The sequence below is a fragment of the Nonomuraea sp. 3N208 genome, from assembly GCF_052245935.1.
Lineage (GTDB): Bacteria > Actinomycetota > Actinomycetes > Streptosporangiales > Streptosporangiaceae > Nonomuraea.
The window spans coordinates 366,311-387,258 of sequence record NZ_JBQQBR010000004.1 but is presented as its reverse complement, the minus strand read 5'-3'; the positions used below and the strand labels follow the sequence as shown (position 1 = coordinate 387,258).

Annotated in this window: 20 protein-coding genes; 10 read left to right on the top strand and 10 right to left on the bottom strand. The window is 70.1% G+C overall.

Annotation, left to right across the window (positions count from 1 at the left end; all coding sequences use genetic code 11):
• Positions 1–59 precede the first annotated feature (59 nt).
• Positions 60–2,597: a LuxR C-terminal-related transcriptional regulator gene (locus tag ACTWPT_RS08150; RefSeq protein WP_443176633.1), complete on the bottom strand. Its 2,538-nt coding sequence runs from the start codon at positions 2,595–2,597 to the stop codon at positions 60–62.
• A gap of 66 nt (positions 2,598–2,663) precedes the next feature.
• On the opposite strand from ACTWPT_RS08150, the gene ACTWPT_RS08145 reads away from it, so the two are divergent.
• Entirely contained in the window at positions 2,664–3,761 is a 1,098-nt protein-coding gene (locus ACTWPT_RS08145; protein WP_443176632.1) for a hypothetical protein, read from the top strand.
• 72 nt (positions 3,762–3,833) lie between these two features.
• Here ACTWPT_RS08145 and ACTWPT_RS08140 read toward each other — a convergent pair whose 3' ends face one another.
• Positions 3,834–4,637 (bottom strand): GNAT family N-acetyltransferase, encoded by an 804-nt coding sequence (locus tag ACTWPT_RS08140; protein ID WP_443176631.1) that lies wholly within the window; start codon positions 4,635–4,637, stop codon positions 3,834–3,836.
• A 246-nt stretch (positions 4,638–4,883) separates the two neighbouring features.
• Positions 4,884–5,948, bottom strand: coding sequence for a hypothetical protein (locus tag ACTWPT_RS08135; protein WP_443176630.1), 1,065 nt, complete (start codon positions 5,946–5,948; stop codon positions 4,884–4,886).
• A gap of 478 nt (positions 5,949–6,426) precedes the next feature.
• Here ACTWPT_RS08135 and ACTWPT_RS08130 point away from each other — a divergent pair, with 478 nt between their 5' ends.
• Positions 6,427–6,561, top strand: coding sequence for a hypothetical protein (locus ACTWPT_RS08130; RefSeq protein ID WP_443176629.1), 135 nt, complete (start codon positions 6,427–6,429; stop codon positions 6,559–6,561).
• An 89-nt stretch (positions 6,562–6,650) separates the two neighbouring features.
• Here the strand turns inward: ACTWPT_RS08130 and ACTWPT_RS08125 are convergent, their stop codons facing one another.
• Complete coding sequence (locus ACTWPT_RS08125; RefSeq protein WP_443176628.1) at positions 6,651–6,851, bottom strand: hypothetical protein; 201 nt, start codon at positions 6,849–6,851, stop codon at positions 6,651–6,653.
• 148 nt (positions 6,852–6,999) lie between these two features.
• On the opposite strand from ACTWPT_RS08125, the gene ACTWPT_RS08120 reads away from it, so the two are divergent.
• Positions 7,000–8,220, top strand: coding sequence for an MFS transporter (locus ACTWPT_RS08120; protein WP_443176627.1), 1,221 nt, complete (start codon positions 7,000–7,002; stop codon positions 8,218–8,220).
• A 59-nt stretch (positions 8,221–8,279) separates the two neighbouring features.
• On the opposite strand, the gene ACTWPT_RS08115 is transcribed toward ACTWPT_RS08120, so the two are convergent.
• Positions 8,280–11,249 (bottom strand): BTAD domain-containing putative transcriptional regulator, encoded by a 2,970-nt coding sequence (locus ACTWPT_RS08115; protein ID WP_443176626.1) that lies wholly within the window; start codon positions 11,247–11,249, stop codon positions 8,280–8,282.
• A gap of 111 nt (positions 11,250–11,360) precedes the next feature.
• On the opposite strand from ACTWPT_RS08115, the gene ACTWPT_RS08110 reads away from it, so the two are divergent.
• Positions 11,361–12,446, top strand: coding sequence for an ArsR/SmtB family transcription factor (locus tag ACTWPT_RS08110; protein WP_443176625.1), 1,086 nt, complete (start codon positions 11,361–11,363; stop codon positions 12,444–12,446).
• Complete coding sequence (locus tag ACTWPT_RS08105; RefSeq protein ID WP_443176624.1) at positions 12,443–12,595, top strand: hypothetical protein; 153 nt, start codon at positions 12,443–12,445, stop codon at positions 12,593–12,595. The genes ACTWPT_RS08110 and ACTWPT_RS08105 overlap by 4 nt, the downstream gene beginning before the upstream one ends.
• Here the strand turns inward: ACTWPT_RS08105 and ACTWPT_RS08100 are convergent.
• Together ACTWPT_RS08100 and ACTWPT_RS08095 are read right to left on the bottom strand one after the other, a co-directional pair.
• Positions 12,571–13,821, bottom strand: coding sequence for a vanadium-dependent haloperoxidase (locus tag ACTWPT_RS08100; protein ID WP_443176623.1), 1,251 nt, complete (start codon positions 13,819–13,821; stop codon positions 12,571–12,573). The genes ACTWPT_RS08105 and ACTWPT_RS08100 overlap by 25 nt on opposite strands.
• Before the next feature lie 244 nt (positions 13,822–14,065).
• On the bottom strand, positions 14,066–14,704 hold the full coding sequence (locus tag ACTWPT_RS08095) for a TetR/AcrR family transcriptional regulator (protein WP_443176622.1): 639 nt from the start codon (positions 14,702–14,704) through the stop codon (positions 14,066–14,068).
• A 74-nt stretch (positions 14,705–14,778) separates the two neighbouring features.
• Between ACTWPT_RS08095 and ACTWPT_RS08090 the strand changes: the two genes are divergently transcribed.
• Positions 14,779–15,186 (top strand): RidA family protein, encoded by a 408-nt coding sequence (locus ACTWPT_RS08090; protein ID WP_443176621.1) that lies wholly within the window; start codon positions 14,779–14,781, stop codon positions 15,184–15,186.
• 185 nt (positions 15,187–15,371) lie between these two features.
• Here the strand turns inward: ACTWPT_RS08090 and ACTWPT_RS08085 are convergent, their stop codons facing one another.
• A complete protein-coding gene (locus tag ACTWPT_RS08085; protein WP_443176620.1) occupies positions 15,372–15,776 on the bottom strand; it encodes a hypothetical protein in 405 nt (134 codons plus the stop codon).
• 569 nt (positions 15,777–16,345) lie between these two features.
• On the opposite strand from ACTWPT_RS08085, the gene ACTWPT_RS08080 reads away from it, so the two are divergent.
• The 4 genes from ACTWPT_RS08080 to ACTWPT_RS08065 all read left to right on the top strand — a co-directional run bounded on the left by ACTWPT_RS08080 (position 16,346) and on the right by ACTWPT_RS08065 (position 18,731).
• The gene (locus ACTWPT_RS08080; RefSeq protein WP_443176619.1) at positions 16,346–16,738 is read left to right on the top strand and encodes a response regulator transcription factor; all 393 of its coding nucleotides are present in this window, start codon (positions 16,346–16,348) and stop codon (positions 16,736–16,738) included.
• 142 nt (positions 16,739–16,880) lie between these two features.
• Positions 16,881–17,831, top strand: a complete 951-nt coding sequence (locus ACTWPT_RS08075; RefSeq protein WP_443176618.1) for an SPFH domain-containing protein — start codon at positions 16,881–16,883, stop codon at positions 17,829–17,831.
• A 5-nt stretch (positions 17,832–17,836) separates the two neighbouring features.
• The gene (locus ACTWPT_RS08070) at positions 17,837–18,106 is read left to right on the top strand and encodes a hypothetical protein (protein WP_443176617.1); all 270 of its coding nucleotides are present in this window, start codon (positions 17,837–17,839) and stop codon (positions 18,104–18,106) included.
• Complete coding sequence (locus ACTWPT_RS08065) at positions 18,081–18,731, top strand: GPP34 family phosphoprotein (protein WP_443176616.1); 651 nt, start codon at positions 18,081–18,083, stop codon at positions 18,729–18,731. Before ACTWPT_RS08070 ends, ACTWPT_RS08065 begins: the two co-directional genes overlap by 26 nt.
• Before the next feature lie 419 nt (positions 18,732–19,150).
• On the opposite strand, the gene ACTWPT_RS08060 is transcribed toward ACTWPT_RS08065, so the two are convergent.
• Both ACTWPT_RS08060 and ACTWPT_RS08055 read right to left on the bottom strand, forming a co-directional pair.
• A complete protein-coding gene (locus tag ACTWPT_RS08060) occupies positions 19,151–20,032 on the bottom strand; it encodes an alpha/beta hydrolase (RefSeq protein WP_443176615.1) in 882 nt (293 codons plus the stop codon).
• Positions 20,029–20,880: an MBL fold metallo-hydrolase gene (locus ACTWPT_RS08055; protein ID WP_443176614.1), complete on the bottom strand. Its 852-nt coding sequence runs from the start codon at positions 20,878–20,880 to the stop codon at positions 20,029–20,031. Before ACTWPT_RS08055 ends, ACTWPT_RS08060 begins: the two co-directional genes overlap by 4 nt.
• Positions 20,881–20,948: the final 68 nt, after the last annotated feature.

The window sequence follows — 20,948 nt, the reverse complement described above, 5'->3', positions numbered from 1 at the left end:
CTGGAATGACCGCGCCGCCCGGTTCAGGGCGTGGTGCGCCCGGGGGACGGGGGGTTCGCTCAGGCGGGTGGCCGGTTCAGGAGAGCCGTAAGGGCGGTGCGGTCGTTGACGCCGGTCTTGTCGTAAATGGCGTACAGCGTGTTCGCGACGGTGCGGACGGAGACGACGAGCCGCTCGGCGATCTCCCGGTTGGTCAGCCCCTGCGCGGCCAGCACCGCGATCTCCCGCTGCCTCGGGGTCAGCCCGGGAACCTCGAGGTCCATCAGCGCGAGTGTACGGGCGCCCTGGCAGCGTTGCGCGAGGTGCCATGCCCGGGTCTCGGCAGCCCGCGCGCCGCGGGACAGGCCCGATTCGCGGTAGCGCGCGGCCGCCTGGGCCGCCGCCTCGGCCGCGTACAGCAGCAGGCCCAGCCGCTCGAAGCCGGCCGAGACCGCGTCCAGCTCCGCGCCGTCGCGGGCGACGGCGTGCTGTGCGAACAGGGCCACCAGCGGGCCCTCCACGCCGACCGCGGCGAGCCGCCCGGCGACCAGGTCGGGGCGGCCGAGCCGGACGACGTCGTGCAGCACGATCGGCAGGTCGCAGGGCAGCGCGGTCTCGGCGACCTCCAGGCAGAGTTCGACGGCCCTCGCCACGTCGCCGCGTCCGGCCTGGGTCCAGATCCGGGCGAGGCGGAGGGGCACGACGACGGACGGGCCGATCGGCATGCCGGTCGCCTCCGCGCGCGCCAGCGCCTCCTCCGCCGCGTCCACGTCACCGAGGAGCGCGTGCGCGTGCGCCAGCTCGCCCAGGCACGGTCCGGCCAAGGTGCTGCGGGTGGGCAGCCGCGCGGCCGTGTCGCGGGCCCAGGAGATGGCGTCGCCGAGCCGGCCGCGCAACCGCAGCACGCGGGCCTTGAGAGCGCCGAACTCGAGGATCGCCCGGGTCCAGGTGCCGAACTGGCCGTCCAGGCGGTATCCCTCGTCGGCGAGCCGCTCGGCGGTGTCCAGATCGCCGAGCAGTAACGCGGCGTTCGTGGCGTGGCCCGTCAGCGCGGCGGTGAGGCTGCCCATGGCGTCCCGTTCCCTGGCGATCCAGGTGCGGGTCTCCTCCACACGGGCCAGGCATTCCCTGGCGCTGCCGCGCGCCAGCAAGACGGCCGCCTCGGCGCCGCCGATCGTGCGCTCGCCGTGCGGGGTGAGCGGGCCCATGCGCCGCGTCCGCGCCAGCAGGTCCTCGGTGGCCGCGATGTCGCCGGTGAGCGTGGCCAGGACGGCCCGCATGACGTACATGCCCTGCAGCATGGGGACATCGCGGACGAGCCGGGTGGTCTCCTCGAGGACGGCGCGCGCCTTCGTGACGTCTCCGAGGCCCACGGCCAGGTTCATCGCCCGTTGGATGCCGAGGTCGGCCCGGGCGGTCTCGTCCATCTCCGTCTCCCAGACGGCGGCGGACACCTCCTCGGACTCCTCGTACCGGTCGGTGTAGAACAGCACGGTTGCCAGCGCGGCGAGCGCGGATGTCCCGCCGCCCGCGGCCACGGCCGCACGCCCGAGCCGTACGGCCAGCTCCAGGTCGCGGGCGACCCGGGCGCGCTTGGACCCGGCCAGCAGCAGCTCGGGATCGCCGGTCATGCCGGCGTCCAGCCGCCACACGGCCACCCTGAGCACGTCCTCGCGCCGCCGCAGCCCGGCCTCGGTGACCGCCTCGGCCAGTCTCCGCATCATCGTGCGGGCACGCAGCACCCCGCAGCCGTCTCTGATGACCTCGCCGTGCAGGGGATGCGCGAGCCGCACCTGGAGGCGCAGGCCGTCCGGTTGCACGCTGACGAGCTGCCGGTCCTCCAACTGCTGGACGGCGTCGAAGGAGCCGAGCGCGGCGAGCAGATCCGCGCCGAGCGGCTCCCCGTACGCCAAGAGCTCCATCACCTCTCGCTCCCGCGGCGTGACCTCGCCGATGCGGCCGGCGATAGTCTCGCGCAGCGTGGGCGTGATCGTCATCGGCCCGCGCCAGCGCCACACGCCGTCGGCGTCGGTGAGCACCCCGGACAACACGAGCTCGCGCAGGTAGAGAGCGTTGCCCTGGCTGGCACGCCACAGCCGCGTCACGGTCGCGGACTCGACGTGGCCGCCCAGCGCGCCCTTGAGCACGGCCGTGGTCTCCTCCAGTGAGAACGGCTCCAGCTCCAGCAGCGGCGTCATACCGTCTTTCCACAGCGCCAGCACTGCGTCCGGCACGGGCGTCCGGCTGCGGAGTGTCGCTATCACCCGGGTGCCGCCGCGCGTCACGAGGTGGTGGACGAGCGCGGCCGAGGCCGCATCGAGCAGGTGGGCGTCGTCCACCACCAGCACCGGCGCGCCCAGCGCGGCGGCTGCCCAGCCCAGCGGGTTGCCGGTGGGCGGTGTGGTGGGAAGCAGCGCGGCGAAGGCGCCCAGCGGGATCTCCGCGGCGGCCGCGGTGGCGCGCACCCAGGCGACCCCGTCGAGATCGTGGACGGCCTGCGCCACCAGCCGGCTCTTGCCCGTCCCCGGCGGGCCGGCGACCACGACGCCCCTGGAAGCAGACCTGATCTCCGCGAGTTGCGCCGCACGCCCGGTGAACGGCCAGGAGCTTGGTGTCACGGCGAAAGCGTATTTGAGTAGACCATGCTCATGCGAGGGCATTGTCCGGTCGAGCATGCTGTGCCCATGACCATGGCACTGACCGCTGACCTGACCGTTCTCGTCCGGGAGAGCCTCGGCGACCCGCTGGCCGAGATCGCCGGCCAGCATGCCGAGCTGCTCGACCACGGCCCAGGGATGTTGTCCACGGCCTCGCTCCACCGCGTGCACGGCACCACGACCAGCGGCGCGACCTGGTCGTTCTTCGTCAAGTCGATCCACTCGCTCAGGCATTGGCCCGGGCGCGCGATGATCCCCGAACACTTGCTGGCCGACGCGGACGCGAACTTCCCCTGGCGGGCCGACGCGGACGTCTACCTCGCCGGCCGGCCGCTCCCTGACGGACTGCGGCTGCCGCGGATGTACCGGCTGGACGACCTGGGCGACGACCGGCTGGTCATGTGGCTGGAGGACGTTCAGGTCGCGCCCGCGGAGTGGGACCTGAACCGTTACCGTTGCGCCGCCCGCCTGCTCGGCGACCTGGCCGCGGCACAGCCCGTGGCAGGGGCGGCGACCGGTCCGCGCGAGCCGCTCGACAGCCACCTGCGCTACTACCGCGAGGGCCCGCTCGACCATGTGTTCCTGCCGGCGCTGCGGGACCCGGCGACGTGGCGGCATCCGCTGGTCGCCGTGAACGCCGACCCCCTGCTTCGCGCCGACCTGCTGGCCCTCGCCGACCGGATCGACCCGCTGATGGAGGCCCTGGACCGCCTCCCGCACACTCTCGTCCACGGCGACGCCAGCCCAAAGAACCTCCTGGTCCCGGCCGACGGCTCGGCGGAGTTCGTGGCCATCGACTGGAGCTGGCCGTGCCCTGCGGCCGTGGGCTTCGACCTGGGCCAGCTGCTGGTCGGTCGCGCCCACACCGGTGAACTCGACCCCGAGGACCTGCCCGCCGTCCACGAGGCGATCGAGACCGCGTACGCCGCATCGGCCGGCGCCCTGGCGAGCCCGGACGAGGTGTCCTTCGGCTACGTCGCCTCTCTCGTGCTCCGCAGCGCGTGGTCCGCCATCCCCTTCGAGCTCCTGGACCAAGAGCCCACCCCCGAACTGCACGAGCTCTTCCGCAAGCGGGCCGGGCTCGCCCGCTTCATCGTCGATCTGGGCCGATCCCTGGTCATATAGACAGGCAATCCGCGCGCGTACGTCGACGCGGATGCAGCGGCCCCCTTCTTGCCGATCATGCCGATGCGCTGTTCAAGCTCGTCGAGCGCGAACCCAATCGCGATTCTCGCGCACGACGGTGAACCCGGCCGATCGATAGAGCACCACCGCGGCGTCGTTTGTGGACGGTGTCGCGACGGCGACCGCGCTCGCACCCCGATGGGCGAGAGCCGCGCACGCGCCCAGCACGGCATCGCGCCCATAGCCGTGCCCGCGATGGTCCGGATGGGTGCCGACCGGCTCGAGCAGCCCGCACCTGCCCACGCCCGCGAGCCATCCGGTCGCGGCGGCTGCAGGCTCCCCCGCGGGCGTGCGCACGAGCGCCTCCACGGCCAGCCCGCCCGCCGGCGACCGCTTCATCGTGCGCCAGCGCTCGACGGTGAACGTGGATCCCGCGAAGGCGGACCGCTGCACCAGCACCCGGTCGGCCGCACCGGCCTCACCGACCGGCTCGGCGCGGCTCGACACCGGCCGCGGGGTCCACGACATGACGAGCCAGGACTCCTCCTGCTCGAGCTCCCACCCGGGCACAGGCAGACCGTCGGACCAATCGTTGCCGGGCTCGAGCAGCTCCTCGGCATCGGCCGCGAGCGCCCCCAGATCGGCGCCGGGCGCGGCGGTCACGCGCAGCACGGGGCCGTCGAGGAAGCCGGCTGCCACCGGCACCACATCATCAATCCAAAGAAAAACGGCCGCGTCGTCGAACCGCAGATACCACCCCACGTCTCCGGGATGGACGCCGCCGCCCGGGGCATCGACTGGCGTCCACTCGCACAGCGCGCGCAGCGCCGGGCCGGTTTCGGCAGGGGTCAGGCGGTGCCGCGCGAGTGAGATCATGGACGGCAGATTAGCCAGCGCGCCACGGTGTCTCAAAGGCTTATATCCAGCGGTCGAACCGCTCGACCGCCTCGGCCGTGGGCGTGCCGGGGAATTGCTGACCGGCTGGATCACCGGCAGCACGCCGACCGCGATGTGGTCTGTCCGTGGGAGGATCACATCGCCCTGGCCGCAGCCCTCGAGATCGAACGCACCCAGAGCTGATCACACCGCCTCCGGCACCGGCCCAAGGCTGACCGCGCTGTTCTAGCGGGGAGGGGATTTGCGTCGCATGAGAAGGAGACTCGCAGCGGTGAGCGCTGCGGCCACGCAGAGCAGGGCCGCGCGGACCGCCGGCACGTACCAGACCGGGCCCTCGATAACCACGTCGGGCACGGCCTCGTCGGTGTTACCGATGGTGAAGGGCGTGTAAGAGACCGCAAGCGTCAGGAGGAGGAGGTACGCCAGACCCGAGGTGACCACCGCGGCCTGCGTCCCCGCCGTACCGCCCCTGATCCAGACCCGTCGGGCCAGGACGATCAGACCCACGACGACGACGACGAACAAGACGGTGTAGGCCCAGGCGCCCGTCTCCGCATCCTCAAGGAAAGAAAGGCCGACACGGTCACTCCTCACAATGCGCCGGGCCTCGTCGATGCCCGCGAAGCTGAGGACGGTGATGATGGGCGCCGCCGTGATCGAGGCGGCGATCAGCGCGGCGGGCACTCTGCCGTCCGCCCGCTCCCCATTCGGCACGGCTGCCAGCCGGGCCATTGCTGCCATGAGCGGCACGGTCAGGAGTGAGCCGATGACGGGCCACACCACCGGCAACCTCGTGAACGTGCCGGAAAAGCTCATCATCGCGATGGTGAAAAGGAAGGCGATGATCCCTCCCGTGATCAGCACGGCTTTCGATCCGCCTCGCCGGGTTGCCAGTACGGCCAGGATCACGGCGATCCCTGGTGCGATGATCATCATGGGGGTGGGGGGCGGAGACCCAAAACCCTCCCCCAGCTTCCACGCGTAGGCCGCCGCCGCGAGCACGACAATGCCGATCGCGCTTCCCACCAGAGCCCGCCGCGTGAAGGCGTCGGCCTGCATGGGGCTTTTGTGTGGCGGAATCGCGAAGAGGGCGAGGACGTACGACAGGGCGGCGAGGCTGAAGAGCGTGGCGATGGGCCAGACGTACCATGACACCCCGTCGTCGGCGGCGGCGAAGAAGAGCACAAATGCGCCGAAGTACGAAAGGACCATCAGCCAAGGGCCGATCCAGGCAGCCAGCAGCGAACCCAGCGGTTTGCCCCGATAGACCATCAGGGCGACGACGCCCATCAACGGCGCCGCGGTGAAGTTGAACAGGGCGCCGATGAAGACGAACGACGAGGACGGACTAGCGGCGGTGAACAGCATGGTCCTGAGTGCCTGCAGTATGGACCCGGCGTCTATCTCGCGCAGGTTGCTGCCTGTGGGCCGCGCCAGGACAGCGAGATCGAGTCCACCGATCAAGGCGCACCATAAGGCTACGGAGCCGAGCAGGATAGCCGCCCACGCATGACGTCTCATGATGAGTTGGACGCACGAGATCAGCTACAGGTTGTGTCGGTGGACGGCCCTGGGGTTCTCCCATGACTTCTCGGCGTTCTCGCAGCGGGCATCGTGGCCCTCGGCCGTGCCGCCGGCCGCTCCCTGACGGACTGCGGCTGCCGCGGATGTACCGGCTGGTCGCCGTGAACGCCGACCCCCTGCTGCGCGCCGACCTGCTGGCTCGCCGACCGGATCGACCCGCTGATGGAGGCCCTGGACCGCCCCGATGAGGAACGTCGGGGACGGCTTCCGATCGATTTTCCGTCACCTGAGCTGGACCTACACGGTGGAAATGATTCCCGCCAAGGCCTACGACGCTTTGGTGTACGTGCCGCAGGCCAGCCCGGTCACGCCACTGTGACGGCAACCGGGTGTTCGTAAGCTCGTCGCCGTACGTGAGCCCTGGGAGCGTGCGGCCCGCCACTGCACAGCGGGCCGCACGAAGGAGCGCTAGCCGCCGAACCTGCTCGTGTTGCGTGGGTCGGATACGCCGAGCCCGCTCTTGACCGGGCTGATTCCACTGCTCGGGCCGAGCCCGCTGCTGCTGCCGAGTCTGCCCCTGTCCGACGCCGCCGACGCGGCCTGAGCCATCGAGCCGGTCAGCAGCGCGACCCCCATGGCGGCGGCGACGATTCCGGTGACAATCCGCATGTTTCTCCCCCTGTCTGGAGCGGATCTGTGCTGCAGCCCAGGGTCGTCGAGCGGGGTCATAACGGCGTCATAGCCGCAGGATTATGACGCCGCTATGACAGCGGCGGGCGAAGCTGCTCGGAACAGATCGGCGTCTGGGGGCAGACACATGGGGCAGCGCTCGCCGGGGTTCCGCGACGTGTTCGCGGTGGGGGAGTTTCGTACGCTGCTGGCGGCCCAGAGTCTCTCGACGGCCGGCGACCAGGTCGCGCGGCTGGCGCTGGCCATCCTCGTCTACGCCGACACCGGCTCGCCGGTGTTCACCGCGGTCAGCGTCGCGCTCACGTACGTGCCCGAGTTGCTCGGCGGACCGCTGCTGAGCGGGCTCGCCGACCGCTACCCGCGACGGGAGGTGATGGTCGCGTGCGACCTCGTCCGGGCCGTACTCATCGCCGCCGCCGCGATTCCCGGCCTGCCGTTGCCCATGCTGTGGCTACTCGTTTTCCTGGTGCAGACGGCGAGCGCGCCGGCGCGGGCCGCACGGTCGGCGAACATGTCGGTCATGCTCGCCGGCGATCGCTACACGGTGGGGCTCGCGGTGATGTCCACGGCCGCGCAGATCGCCTACTTCGGGGGATTCGCCCTGGGCGGCGTGCTGGTGAGCGCGGCGGGGCCGCACGTGGCGCTGCTGGTGGATGCGGGTACGTTCGCCGTCTCCGGGCTGCTGTTCCGCATCGGCCTCGTGCCGCGCCCCGCGAGCAGGCGGGACACGACGATGCTCGGCTCGGCCCGGGCAGGGCTGCGGCTCGTCTGGCGGGATCGCAAGCTGCGTGCGCTGGTGACGCTGGCCTGGATCTACGGCTTCTACGTCGCGCCGCTCGGGCTCGCGGTGCCGTACGCGGACCAGATCGGCGCGGGAGCGGCGGCCGCCGGCTTGTTCCTGGCCGCCGAGTCCGTCGGCTCGGTGGCGGGCGGCCTGCTGCTCGCCCGCCTGGTCTCGGCGGGGCTCCGGCTCCGGCTGCTGGGTCCGTTGACCGTGCTCACCGGTGTGCCCCTGGTGGCCATGGTGTTCGCGCCGTCGATCTGGCTGTCGCTTGTGCTGCTCGTGCTGTCCGGGGTCTTCGTCGCCTACCAGGTGGTCGCGAACGCGACGTTCGTCATGTCGATCGCCGTCGAGTACCGCGGTCAGGCGGTCGGCATCGCCGCGTCGGGGCTGTTCGCCGCGCAAGGGCTCGGGATCTTGGGCTCCGGCCTGTTTGCCGAGGTCGTTGGGCCTGCGGCGAGCATCGCGGCGTTCGCGGCGGTCGGGGTGCTGGCCGCCGTTCCGGCCGGCGTCGCCTGGCGGCGGGCGACCCGGCACGCCTATGAGTACGCGGGGAAGGAGGGATGATCATGGAATCCAAACGTGCCTTGGACTGGCACGCGCCAGTCGAGTGGAACTGAGTCCGCTCAGCCCGCCCGGCGGGTCCGATGGGCGCGCCGGGCGGGGACTCCCGCTTCGATGTCCGGGTCGACGGCGCCGATGGCGGCGATGAGGTGGCGTACCTGGGCGCGGGCCGCGGTGGCGGCCGGCTCGCAGCCGCGCTCGGCGTGCACTTCGGCCTCCTGGTGCAGGGCGCGGGCCTGCCAGATCGGTGAGTCGATGGCCCGCGCGAGCCGCTCAGCCTGGCCGAACCGGTGCAGCGCCGCCTCGTGGTCATGGCGCAACCTGCTGGCCGCGCCGAGCGCCAGCCACGCCTTGGCCTCCACCAGGGGCTCGTCCACGACACCGGCCAGCTCGATCACCTGATGGAGGTACTCCTCGCCTGCGGTGAGACGATCCCGCTCGAGGTGCAGACAACCCAGGCCGTAGCGGGCGAAGGCCTCGCCCCGCTGGTCGCCGAGGCCGGTGACGGTGGCGAGGAGGTCGGTGAACGCCTGCTCCGCCTCCTCCAGCCGTCCCGAGGCGAGGAGCAGTTCGCCGATCCGATAGATGACTTCCGGGTGCACGTGCGGGTCGACCGCCCGGCTCGCGGCAAGGGCCTCGTCCAGGTACGGGCGGGCGGAGTCGAGGTGGCCGACGTCCAGCAGGAGCTGGCCCAGCAGGCGCAGCACGAGGATCTCCGCACCCGCGTCGCCGACCTGGCGTATCGCGTGGAGTGCGCGCTCGCACTGCTCGACGGCCTCGGCGTACAGACCCCTCATGCCTGCCGTGAACGCGGCCACCGCGTTCGCCAACCCCCAGCCGTGCCGGTCGCCGCACTCTGCGAACAGCTTCAGGGCTTCGTCGACGGCCTCGGCGGCCGGCTCATAGCGGTGCCGGTACGCCTCCAGCAGGCCGATCCCGGTGAGCAGGGCGGCCGAGCCGCGGGCGTTGTCCGCGGCGCGGGTGGCGGCGAGGGCGACCCGGTGGGTCTCCTCCCAGTCGTCGTAGTGTCCGCGGGTCTGGAACAACGACACCGCGCTGACGGCCAGGTCCCAGCACAGCTCGTCGAGGCCGAGTGTGGCGGCTTGGCGGACGGCGGCGGCGATGTTGGGGCGTTCGGTCTCGTACCAGGTGAGGGGGTCGGTGTCGACGATGTCCAGACCGGGTGGTTGCCAGCGGGCGGCTGCGCCGTGCAGGATCGCGTGGTCGCCGCCGTAGACGGCGCGGTGTGCCCGTTCGACCAGCGCCAGCCAGCCACTGAGCACGCGCGGAATGGATTCGGACTCGCCGAGCTCGCGGGCGTAGACGCGGACCAGGTCGTGGAAGCGGTACCGCATGGGCCCTGCGACCTGGAGGAGCTGGGCGTCGACCAGGCTGTCGACGAGGTCGGGCGACCCGTTCGCGGCGAGGGCGGTCCAACCGGGCAGGTCGGGGGTGTCGGTCAGCGCAAGGGCCGAGAGCAGCCGGAGCGCGGCCGGGGTGAGCCCTTCGGCCGAGAGCGCGATGCTGCTGCGTACCTCCAGATCGCCGTGCGCGAGCTCGTCGAGCCGCCGCCGCTCGTCTCTGAGCCGCTCCACCATGTGGCCGACCCGCCAGTGTGGCCGGCCGGCGAGTCGGGCACCGGCGATGCGAAGCGCCAGGGGCAGGTTTCCGCAGAGCCGTACGAGTTCGTCCGCGGAGTCCGGTTCGGCCCGCAGCCGGTGAGCGCCGGCGACCTTGGCGAGGAGCCGTATCGACTGGGCGGGCTCCAGCTCTCCCAGCTCCATGCGTCCGGTGCTGGGCAGGGCGCACAGTCTCGACCTGCTGGTCACCAGCACAGCGCAGCCCGCGTTGCCCGGGAGCAGGAGGCGCATCTGCGCCTCGTCGATGGCGTCGTCCAGCACGACCAGGACGCGCCGCGTAGACAGGAGTTCCCTGAACCTGGCCGCGCGCTCGTGCACGCCGGCCGGAAGGTCCTGTACCGGCTCACCCAGCGCGCGCAGGAACTGCGCGAGCACCTCCCCGGGCGGCACGCGCCGATCCTGTACGGCACGCAGCCGGGCGAACAGCTGGCCGTCCGGAAACCGTGCGCGCACGCGGTGCGCGACGTGCAGGGCGAGTGTGGTCTTGCCGACCCCGGCCTTGCCCGTGACGATCAGGACGGCGACCGCGGGCCCGGCCTCCGGCCGCAGCATCGCGTCCAGCTCGGCCGCCGCCCGGTCCCGACCGGTGAAGTCCGGCACGTCGGGCGGCAGCTGGCCCGGACGGGGCCGGTCGGGCTCCCGGTCGAGGTCGAGTGCGGGATCCCCGGTGAGCATGGCCTGCTCCAGCCGCGCCAGGCGCGGCTCCGGCTCAAGTCCGAGCTCTTCCACGAAGGTCTGCCGGGCGGCCTGGTAGAGCACCAGAGCATCGGCCTTGGCGCCGCACCGGTAGAGAGCAAGCATCCGCGCCTCCCACATCCGCTCACGCAGCGGGTGCTGGTCGGTGAGTGTGGCCAGCTCGGACAGGAGCTCCCGGTGCCGGCCGAGCCGCAACTCCAGTTCCAGGCATGCCTCCAGTACGGCCAGGCGGGCCTCCTCCATGCCGGCCTTCTCTGCCTCCAGGACGTTGGCGTCGATGCCTGACAGGAGAGGGCCACGCCACAGCGCCAGGCCGCGCCGCAGCGACGCGACGGCCTGCGCATGCCTGCCCTCGGCGGCGGCACGGCGGCCTTCCTCGACGTGGCCCGCGTACTCGAGCAGGTCAAGGGTGTCCGGGCCGGCCTCGAGCAGGTAGCCGCCCGGCCTGGTCCTGATCACGTCCGGGCAGCCGGCCGCGGCCAGCGACCTGCGCAGCCGTCCCACGGTGTTCCGGACCTGCCGCGGGGCCGACTCCGGGACCGGATCGGCGAAGGATACCTCGACCAGCTGGTCCACGGTGACCGTGTGGTTGGCGCGAAGCAGCATCAGCGCGAGCGACTCGCGCTGGCGTAACCCCAGGTCCACCACATCCCCGTTGACGGTGACCTCGATCCGTCCGAGAACATGGAACCGCACAGCCACCTTTACGCCTTTCCCCCGTTTGCCGATAATCGTGGCCACGGGCGTGACGGGGTGTCCACGCTCTGCAGTCATGGCTGAAAAGCCCAGCATGAACAGCGAAGTCGGATGTTGCGGATCCATTTCACGAGTGAGGACCTTGCCCGGACGCGGATCGCCACGACGGCGGATCCACTCTGGGAGATCGCGCTGAGCATGTACCGCCTGACGGGGCGCAGGGGCAGGAGCGCGTTCGCCGCCTGGCGGAGCCGTACCCGGCAGGAGCTGGCCACCACGGGCGGCACGGCCACGGTGCGACGGGTCCTGGCGCCGCTCTTCCCCAGCACCTCCTCCTACTTTCCGGACTTTCTCACCCCTCCCGACGGCGGTCTCGGGCTGGAGGCGGGAGTGGACGCCGTGCTGAGCACGCCGCGGCGGCTGCTCCGCCGGGAGCTGGACAAGCTGGCGGGCAGGACGGGTACGCCGTCATGGGCCTGGGGACTGGTTGACGGCCGCCGGGACGCCTTCCACGATCTACGGGACGGGCTGCACAGCTATTTCGACACGGTCATCGCGCCGTACTGGTCCGACATCCAAGGCATGGTGGACGCCGACCGGGCGGTGCGCGGACGTGCGTTCCTGGACGGCGGGGTCGACTGCATGCTGGCCGGCTTCCGGCCGATCATGCGCTGGGAGCCGCCCGTGCTGTCGATGGATCATGCGGTGGACCGGGACGTGCATCTCGGCGGGCGCGGGCTGGTGCTGATCCCTTCGCACTTCTGCTGGGGGGCGCCCGTGCCGCTGGCGGATCCCTCGCTGCCGCAGGTGGTGGTCTATCCGATCCAGCGCGATCACCCGCCTGCCGCGCCAAAGCCCGGCAGCACTGTCGCCCGGCTCCTCGGTCCCACCCGCGCCGCCATCCTCCGTGCCGCCGTCGAGGGGGCGACGACCGGCGAGCTCGCCCGGCGCCAGGGGATCTATGCCTCCGGCGTGAGCCAGCACACCCAGGTGTTGCGGGAGGCCGGCCTGATCGTCAGCCGGAGGACGGGCGCCCAGGTCATCCACACCATCACCCCCTTGGGCGCGGCCCTGCTGGCGGGCGCTACGGACAGCAGGTCCGTTGGAGATCGGCTGCGGTGTGGCCGATCTGCGCCGGACGTGTCAAAGGACAGCAGGCCCGGCGCGGTTCGGGAACACCGAGACGCGAGCCCTTGATCATCCACCTGTCCGACCACCCCGGTCAGATGATCCTCATCGATGCCGTTCTGGAGAATGGCGGAACGGCCGACTTCACCGCCTGGCCGGTCGCTGAACCGTTCCAGAACCGCTTCCTTTCTGATCAACGCGAGACTGGCCTGAAGTAGTTGGCGGCCTCCCACCGCGCAACCTCCTTGCCGAGTCGCGCGCCTTGCACGTCCGCGGTACGGAAGTGAACACCGCCCCACACGCGCGAGTCGATCACCTCGTCGAGTGCCTGGGAGAAGCTGGTGAATCTCCTGGTCGTGCCCGAGCTGGAACTCGTTGCACTGAATGCGATCGTGTCGGTTCCGAAGAAGGTCTGCAGTGCGCCGGCGATCGCGGCACTGCCGCAGGTGTGTCCCGCCGCGTGTTCTGCGAATCCAGGTGTTTCGAGCAAGGGAGTCCACTTCCGGTTCGGTCTGGTGGCCGGGTTGCCGTCGCTCGCGGCGTCGCGGATCGCGGTGACCGGCCGCCACCAGTTCCAGTGGTTCTTGTCGTTCACACAGGCGATCTGGGAGTCGGCGGCAGCCAGGTACACCATCGCCAGCAAGCGGGCGGTCTCTGCGGCATTCAGCTTCCGGCTCTGAGCCAGCGACCGGACGATGTCGTCCCACGGCGCCTGGTCCCAGTAACGCGCGACATCGGTCTGTTCGGGTGTCCGCGCTGGGCTGTCGGCCGCGCCCAGCTTCTTGACCTCGGCGAAATCCTTGGCGTAAGCCGTGCTTGTGAGTGCGTTGGGGCCGCGGGTCCGCAGTTGCTCGGCGCTGGGGATGAGGAACGGTTTGACGTCTCCGAGCCAGGCTGTAGGGGCGACCGTGTAATTCGGCGGCGTCGGCCGCCACTGGCCTGGCTCTGTGCCGATCGCGGGTTGCCTCGTGCCATTGCGGCCGTCGCCCTCGCGTGCGGCGAGCATCGCCTCGGCAGCCTGCTCGCCGGCCTTGACGCCGCCTCTCTTGGCGGCGTCGTCGTGGATCGTGGACAGCGATCGCTCGTACCGCGACTTCAGCTCCGGCTGCCGCTCTGGCAGCAGCGCGATCATCGTCCGATAGGCGGCGGTCGCGGCGGCGGCCTCTGCGGAGTACCACGGTCGTGCGGGCGGTGTGACGAGATAGGGCTGGTTGGTGCGCGTGATCGCGTTCACCGCGTCGTACACCGCGCCTTGCACCATCGCGATCTCCAAGCGGTTGACCATCTGCACCGCGTACCGGTTCCATTCCAGGACGACATCGGCGGATGCGGCCGCCGGCGCCGCATGCGCGGTCGTCGGTGCCGCGAGCGGTACCACCGCGCTGACGGTTGCCGATAACGCGGCGGCAACGGCGATGGTGCGGCTGAATCGCTGCTTCTGCATGATCTCTCCTTTGGGGCGACCCGGAGCCATTCCGGCCGGCGAGGTTGGGCGAAATGCCATGACCATCGGCACGATCGAGCCGAGAGATGCGATGACAAGCCCACGGCCGAGCGGCCATAGTCACCAAGCTTCGGTGGTGGATAGGGCTGACCGCATCGACCACTGGGGGGAATTGCCCGGTCCACGATCGGTGGACAAGCATCACCACTGCGTGGACTGCCAGCGGGATCTCAGAACGCCAATGTCAATGGCCCGCCGCGACAATGAGCTCGGATGTCAGAGGACGCCACCCGCGTTCGACTGACCGGCGGCATTGCTCGGGGTTGTCGCCTGCGCTGGTGAACAGGGCGGTCAGCAGCGGCACGCCCTGGGCGAGCGCTTGACGGGGCAAGGGGCCGGTCGCGACCAGCGATGCCAGTCCATGACCGATGGTCCAGCTCTGGGTAGCCAGCTCCAGGGGGTCGATGTCGTCACGAAAGCGACCGGCGGCCGTGGCCCGTTCGGCGCCGCGAACCAGACTGTGCAGCGTGTCATCTGCGGCCGCGGCGTCCTCGAGCTCGAATGCGGCGTCGAACATGACCCGGTAAAGATCGGGACTGGTCAGGGCGTTGGACAGGTACGCGGCGCCGAGGGCGGCCAGATCTCGCACCGGATCCTCCGACGGCGAGACTGTGGCGAGGCGGGCGGCCAGGCGGGTGAAGCCTTCCTGCCGCACGGCTTTCCACAGGCCGTCCATGCCGCCGAAGTAGGTGTAGACGGCCATGGTCGACACGCCGGTTCCGGCCACCAGCGTGCGGAGTGTGACCGGCTGCCGAGCGGCGAGCATCTGCGCGGCCCGGTCGATCAGCAGGGAGCGGACCGCCGGGTCCTTCATCCTCACCATGGCAGCACAATACATAGCTTTGCTATGTTTTCGGGGAATGCCGAACCATCTGTGCCGATGTGCAAGGAGCGGACATGGCCGTGACGCTGGTCAACCCCGACGGGCTGCCGAAACCCGACGTCTATCGCCAACTGTCGATCGCCACCGGGTCCAAACTGGTGTTCCTGGCGGGCCAGGTGGCCCGCGATGCCGAGGGCCGGCGAGTCGGCGAAGGAGATCTGGCCGCTCAGGTCGAGCAGGCCTACCTCAATATCGGCACCGCACTGGCCGCAGTCGGCGGATCCTTCGACGACGTGGCCAAGCTGACCGTCTACGTCGTCGACTGGAAACCTGACAAGATGCCGCTGCTGGGAGAGGGCGTCGCGCGGGCAGCCGCGAAGCTGGGGGTCGATCCGGTCAAGCCGATCACGCTGCTGGGCGTCGCGGCGCTGGGAGAACCCGATCTGCTGGTCGAGGTCGAAGCCACCGCGGTCATCGACTGAATCGGGCACCTCAAAATCTGGGCACCATGGGACACGCCCGCCGGCCTCCCGTGTCGGCGGGCGTGTCCACCTCAGACTTCAGGCCCACGCCGGTGCCCACCTGCCCGGCTGGAATCTCGGCATGCTGCTGCGGCACGTCGGCGGCGATAGCTGGAGGGCTCCTGGCCGCGGGACGCGGCCTGGGCTCACAGCGGCAACTCCAGCGTGATGGTCGTTCCGTCGCCGGTTGATGAGGCGATGTCGTACCGCCCTCCCATTGCTGCGGCGCGGGCGCGCAGTTCACTGCGGTTGAGAACCTCCTTTGAGTCGAGCCCCAACCCGTTGTCGCACACGGTCAGCCTCAACGTGCCCCCGGCGGTCAGCGCCATCGACACGTACGTGGCCTGCTCCACGGCGGAGAGCGCGTCGACGAGCACCGCGAACGCGAGGCCGGCCGCCTCGTCGGGCACCACTCGCTGTGGCAGCGCCCACACCTCGACCGGGATCGCCGTGTGCTTGCCCCAGCCGGCCACGAACGCCTCCACCGACTCCCGCAACGTACGGCCCGTGACGTGTGACGGCTCCCTGATCAAATCCAACACTGCGGTCATGACACCCCCTCTTCCCTATGGGACCAGAGTTGTGGAGCATCCTTGGAGCCACATGGTGATGGGATGAGAATCACATGAAGACAGCTCAGCCGGTAACGGCTGCATCTGCCCAGGCCGGAACCGTCAGTGCTGCGAAGTGCGTGCTGTTCCCTGGCAAGGCGAAGAAGGATGGCTACCGGGATGTCGTCGGCGCGGGCTCTGTGTCGAGCGACTGTAAGGGCCAGGTCGAGCTGCGCCTTCAGCGCCAGCGGTGGTACGGCTGGGAGACCATGGCCCGTGACACCTGGGACCCCAAATGGGGGCACCAGGAGAGCCGTGGTCTATGCGAAATGCAAGGGCACCCACAACTGGCGTGTCTGGATGTACTCCGACAGCGCGGGCGCCGCCACCGCCGGAAACACGAAGATCAGCTGCTAATTCGCCGCCTGATTGGTCGCGACGCGCATGCGGACAGGTCGTGATCGCAGCGTGGGTCAGGCTGCGGCTTCCTGCTCAAGGGATCGCCGCCGGAGCACCTGTTCGCCGCCATCCGCAGCGCCGCCCGCGGGGACATCCTGCTCGACCCCGCCGTGACCGGACGCGTCGTCGACGGCTACCGCCGTGCGACGCCGCCCGTGCCGTCGCCGTCGGGGCTGACGGCGCGGGAGGAGCAGGTGCTGCGCCTGGTGGCCGGAGGCCTGTCCAACTCCGAGATCGCCGACGCCCTGTCCATCACCGAGGCGACCGTGAGCACCCACCTCAACCGCCTGCTGGCCAAGCTCTCACTGCGCGATCGGGCCCAGGCCGTGCGGTACGCGTACGAGTCGGGCATCGACCGCGCCCTGATGGCGTTCTGGGTTCGACCGGCGCCGCGCCGAGGAACTGCTCGAGCACGTCGATCAGCAGCGCGGCCGGGAGCACCCACCACCACATCGAACGTGGCGGACGCAGCTCGGGCGGACGCGCGTGATAGGCCCTTCTGACCTGCGGCAACACGTCTACCTTGCGGCTCATCGCACCGACCCTTGCGGAGGGCCCTGATTCACAGAGAACCGGCCTGCCGCAGTCGACCAAAAAGTGATATCATTTTAATAGCAAGATGAAGTCACGTAGAAAGGACGGACGATGGCGAACACATCGGGCGGGGCCGCACTTGAGGCCGCCGTCGTGGACATGCCCGCACCGCACACGAGCGAGCACCCGGTGCGGGCGGCCAACGGGTTCGTGATGCTGGGGGTGGCGACGGCGCTGGACCTGGCCGGGATCGTGCTGCTCGTCGTGGGAATCGTCATGCTCGCCTCGGGGGCCGGGCAGGGCGGCATGTGGGTGGTCATCGTGAGCAGCCTGATGATCCTGCTCGGGTTCTTCATGTACTTCGGCCTCACCGCGGTGGCGCCGGGCGAGGCCAGGGTGGTGCAGCTGCTCGGCCGGTACGTCGGCACCCTGCGCACCCCCGGCTTCCAGTGGGTCAACCCGATCACGGTGCGCCGGCGGGTGTCCACGAGGATCCGCAACCACGAGACGGACGTGACGAAGGTCAACGACGCGGACGGCAACCCGATCCAGATAGCGACCGTGGTGGTCTGGCAAGTGCAGGACACCGCGCAGGCGGTCTTCGAGGTGGACGACTTCGTAGAGTTCGTGGCCATTCAGGCGGAGACGGCCGTGCGGCACATCGCGGGCAGCTATCCGTACGACGCGCACGGCGAGCCCAGGCTGTCCCTGCGGGACAACGCCGACGAGATCAACGAGCGGCTGTCCACGGAGATCGCGGCCAGGGTGTCGTCCGCCGGGGTGAAGGTCATCGAGTCCCGCATCATCCACCTGGCGTACGCGCCCGAGATCGCCCACGCCATGCTGCGCCGCCAGCAGGCGGGCGCAGTGGTGGCGGCGCGGCAGCGGATCGTCGAGGGGGCGGTCGGCATGGTGGAGATGGCCTTGGCCAAGCTCGCCGAGCACGACGTGGTCGAGCTGGACGAGGAGCGCAAGGCGGCCATGGTGAGCAACCTGCTCGTGGTGCTGGTCGGTGACCGCGACACCCAGCCCGTGGTCAACGCGGGCACGCTCTACCAGTAATCACCGTGGAGCGGAAGAAGATCCTCCTGCGGCTTGACCCGGTGGTTCACGACGCGCTGGCCAGGTGGGCGTCCGACGAGCTGCGCAGTACGAACTCCCAGATCGAGTTCCTGCTGCGCAGGGCCCTCGCCGAGGCCGGACGTCTGCCTGACGGGGTGGGGCGGATGCGCCCACGCGGACGGCCTAGGAAGGCGCCTGAGGACGGCACAGGGGACGACACAGATCAGGAAGAAGAAGAGGAGCGGGCGGATGGAGACGCAAGTGAAGCAGGATGAGTCACTGACCCGATCGGCCTTCCTACTGGCCTTCGACCTGCGGAAGGAGAAGCTGACCCAGCGGGGCGAGCTGGGCTACCTGCTGCGCGCGGCCACCCTCGCCGAGCTGCTGCTTGCGGGCAACCTGGCGGACGAGTCGGGCAAGGCACGAGCTCTCATTGCCCCGGCCGCCGAGCCGGGTTCCCTGCGGGCCGTGGTCTGGGAGCAGATCTCGAACTCGCGGCCCCGCTCGTGGCGGCGGTGGGTGCAGAAGGACAACGGCAAGGCGGTCCGCGTGGTACGCGACGAGCTGGCGGCCGCCCGGATGATCAACGTGGAGCGGCGCCGGATCCTGCTGTTCCCGGTCGAGCGGATCACGCCGCGCAAGGCGTACCTGTCGCGCAGGCTGGCCGAGCGCGTCGGCCGGGCCATCCGCGGCGGCCAGCCGGTCGGGCACCTGGACGAGGACGTCCGCGTCCTGGCGGCGCTGGCCACGGCGGCCCGGCTCAAGACGGTGGTTCCCTCCTGGCGGGAGACGCGTCTGCGCCGGGACAGGATCCAGCAGCTGTCCGCGCCCGTCGAGCCGATCGCGACCGCATTGCGCAAGAGCGTCGAGGAGGCCAGGTCGGCGGCGGCGAGCGGCTGACACGGCGCATCACGGCGGCTCCCACCGCCGGCTCTCGGAGGAGATCACTTGACCACGTCAATCGAAGCACGGCCCGGCCCCGCGCCATCGAGCGGGCCCTTGGCCCCGGACCTGCCCCGGGGGGCGATCGCAGTTGGTGTAGCTCTTCCGCAGTGACTGGCTGAGCTGGCGTTTACTGGCCTGGGCTGTTTGTTCGTGAATCCGACTTCTACTGAGGGTGCAGGCGTGCGAGGCGGTGGTTGCGATGGGTTCGTTGCGGGCGGTAGCGGCGATGGCCCAGTCGGGCTCGGATGTCCGCATGTATGGATGTGTCCGGAAATCCTGTGCAAAGGGGGAATCCACAAGACTGTTGTCCGACGTCACAGGAGTGACCTAAGGGGCAGGCGACCACAGTAGAGGGGGCTTATCGTTCCCGGCTGTCAGGGTCTGAGGTGGCGGTGGAGGAAGTCGGCGGTTGCCTGGGCGGCTTGGGTTACGTGCGGTTCCACGTCATAGAGGTCGATGTGCTGGGCGGCGTCCAGCCAGAGGATCTCCTTGTCGCCGGGCTTGCGTTCGTAGAGCTCCCGGGCCAGCGTCGGCGAGCAGTAGGCGTCGGTCTTTCCGTGGACGATCAGTAGCGGGGTGGCGGCCAGGAGGTCCGCCGTGCCGAGGGCGTCGAAGGTCATCAGGGTGTGGAGCGATCCTATGGTGACCTCGTTGCGCCAGTACGGGGAGGTGGACCGGGCGGTGCCGTAGTAGGCGTACGGCTCATCGCCTGTCATCGCGGCCTCGCCGCCGTCGGGCGCCACGGCGGGTACGTACTCGTCGTACCGGTCCAGGAAGCCGCCGAGTGCGGAACGGTAGGCGTCGATGCCCATGGTCTGGGCGATCCGAGCCGGGCTGTTGTAGGCGCCCGCGATCCCTGCCACCGCCTTCACTCGGGAGTCCGTGGCGGCGGCCCGTACCGCGTAGCCGCCGCCGAGGCAGACGCCGACCACTCCGATCTGGGCCCGATTCACCTCGGGTCGGCCGGCCAGCACGCCGACTGCAGCCCTCAGATCGGCCAGTTTTCCCTGACTGTCCTCATGTTGGCGGCGTCCGCCGCTTTCCCCGAAGCCCCGGTGGTCGAAGGCGAGCGTAACGAGTCCAGCCTGAGCGAGTAGCTCGGCGTAGGTACCGAGGACTTGCTCTTTCACCCCGGTGAAGGGACCGGTGAGCACGATGCCGGGTTGCGGGCCGTCCGCGTCTGGAAGCCGGAGCTCGCCTACTAGCTCGATGCCTTCGCTGCCGAAGGAAATTCGCTCGGCTTTGACAACGGTCATGAGCCCTCCCTTGCATCGATTGGTGATGAGGCCGCGAGTTCGGCGGCAACGGCGTCCGCGCCCAGGCCAACCAGCCAGTTCAGGGGCGCCCCCGGTAGGAAACGGGTCAGGGTCTGCGTCAGCTCCAGCTTCTGCGCTTCGCTCAGACTCGGCGCACCGGCCGCCAAACGCCCCACTGCCTGTCGGTACATGAGCAGGTACTGCCGCTGCCGGATCAGCAGGCCGGTGTCGCCGGGCGCGCCGTGGCCCGGATAAAGCGACACCCCGGCCAACTCGTCCACCAGCCGATCGAGCGCACCCAGCCACGCACCCGAATGCCCATCCGCCGTATAGGAGTGCACGCCGTCGAAAGCCAGGTCACCGATGAAGGCATTCCGCTTCTCGCCGGCCTCGACGAGGAGGTAGGAGTCGGCGTGACTTTCAGCGGCTCCCAGGTCGTGCACCTGGATCTGCAGCCCGGTGACGTCCAGCGTGCCGCCACCGTCCAGCGGCCGGTCCGGCACCCGGAACCGGTCCGGCCATTCATCGCCGTAGGTGGGCTGCCACTGCTCCCGCTTGGCGACCGCGGTCTGCTCGATCGTCTTGGCGACCAGTGCTGTCGCATAGACCGGCACGTCCTCGCCGACCACGTACGGCAGCCCGTTGAAGTGATCCGGGTGGGCATGCGTCACGAACGCCGCCACCAGTGGCTTACGCAACGCCGCGAGTCGCGCGGCCAGCGCCCGCGCGTCGGAAACCAGCAGTCCGGCATCGACAAGCACCACGCCGTCCACCGTCTCCAGCAGGTAACTGTTGACGAAGATCCCGGGCTCTGCCGCCGTGTACGTGTGGACCTTAAACTCTGTCATGGCCGAGACACTAGGCGCCCTGATCTTGAACCGGCCAGAAGGCACTTTGAGGTGCCCCTCCACACGGG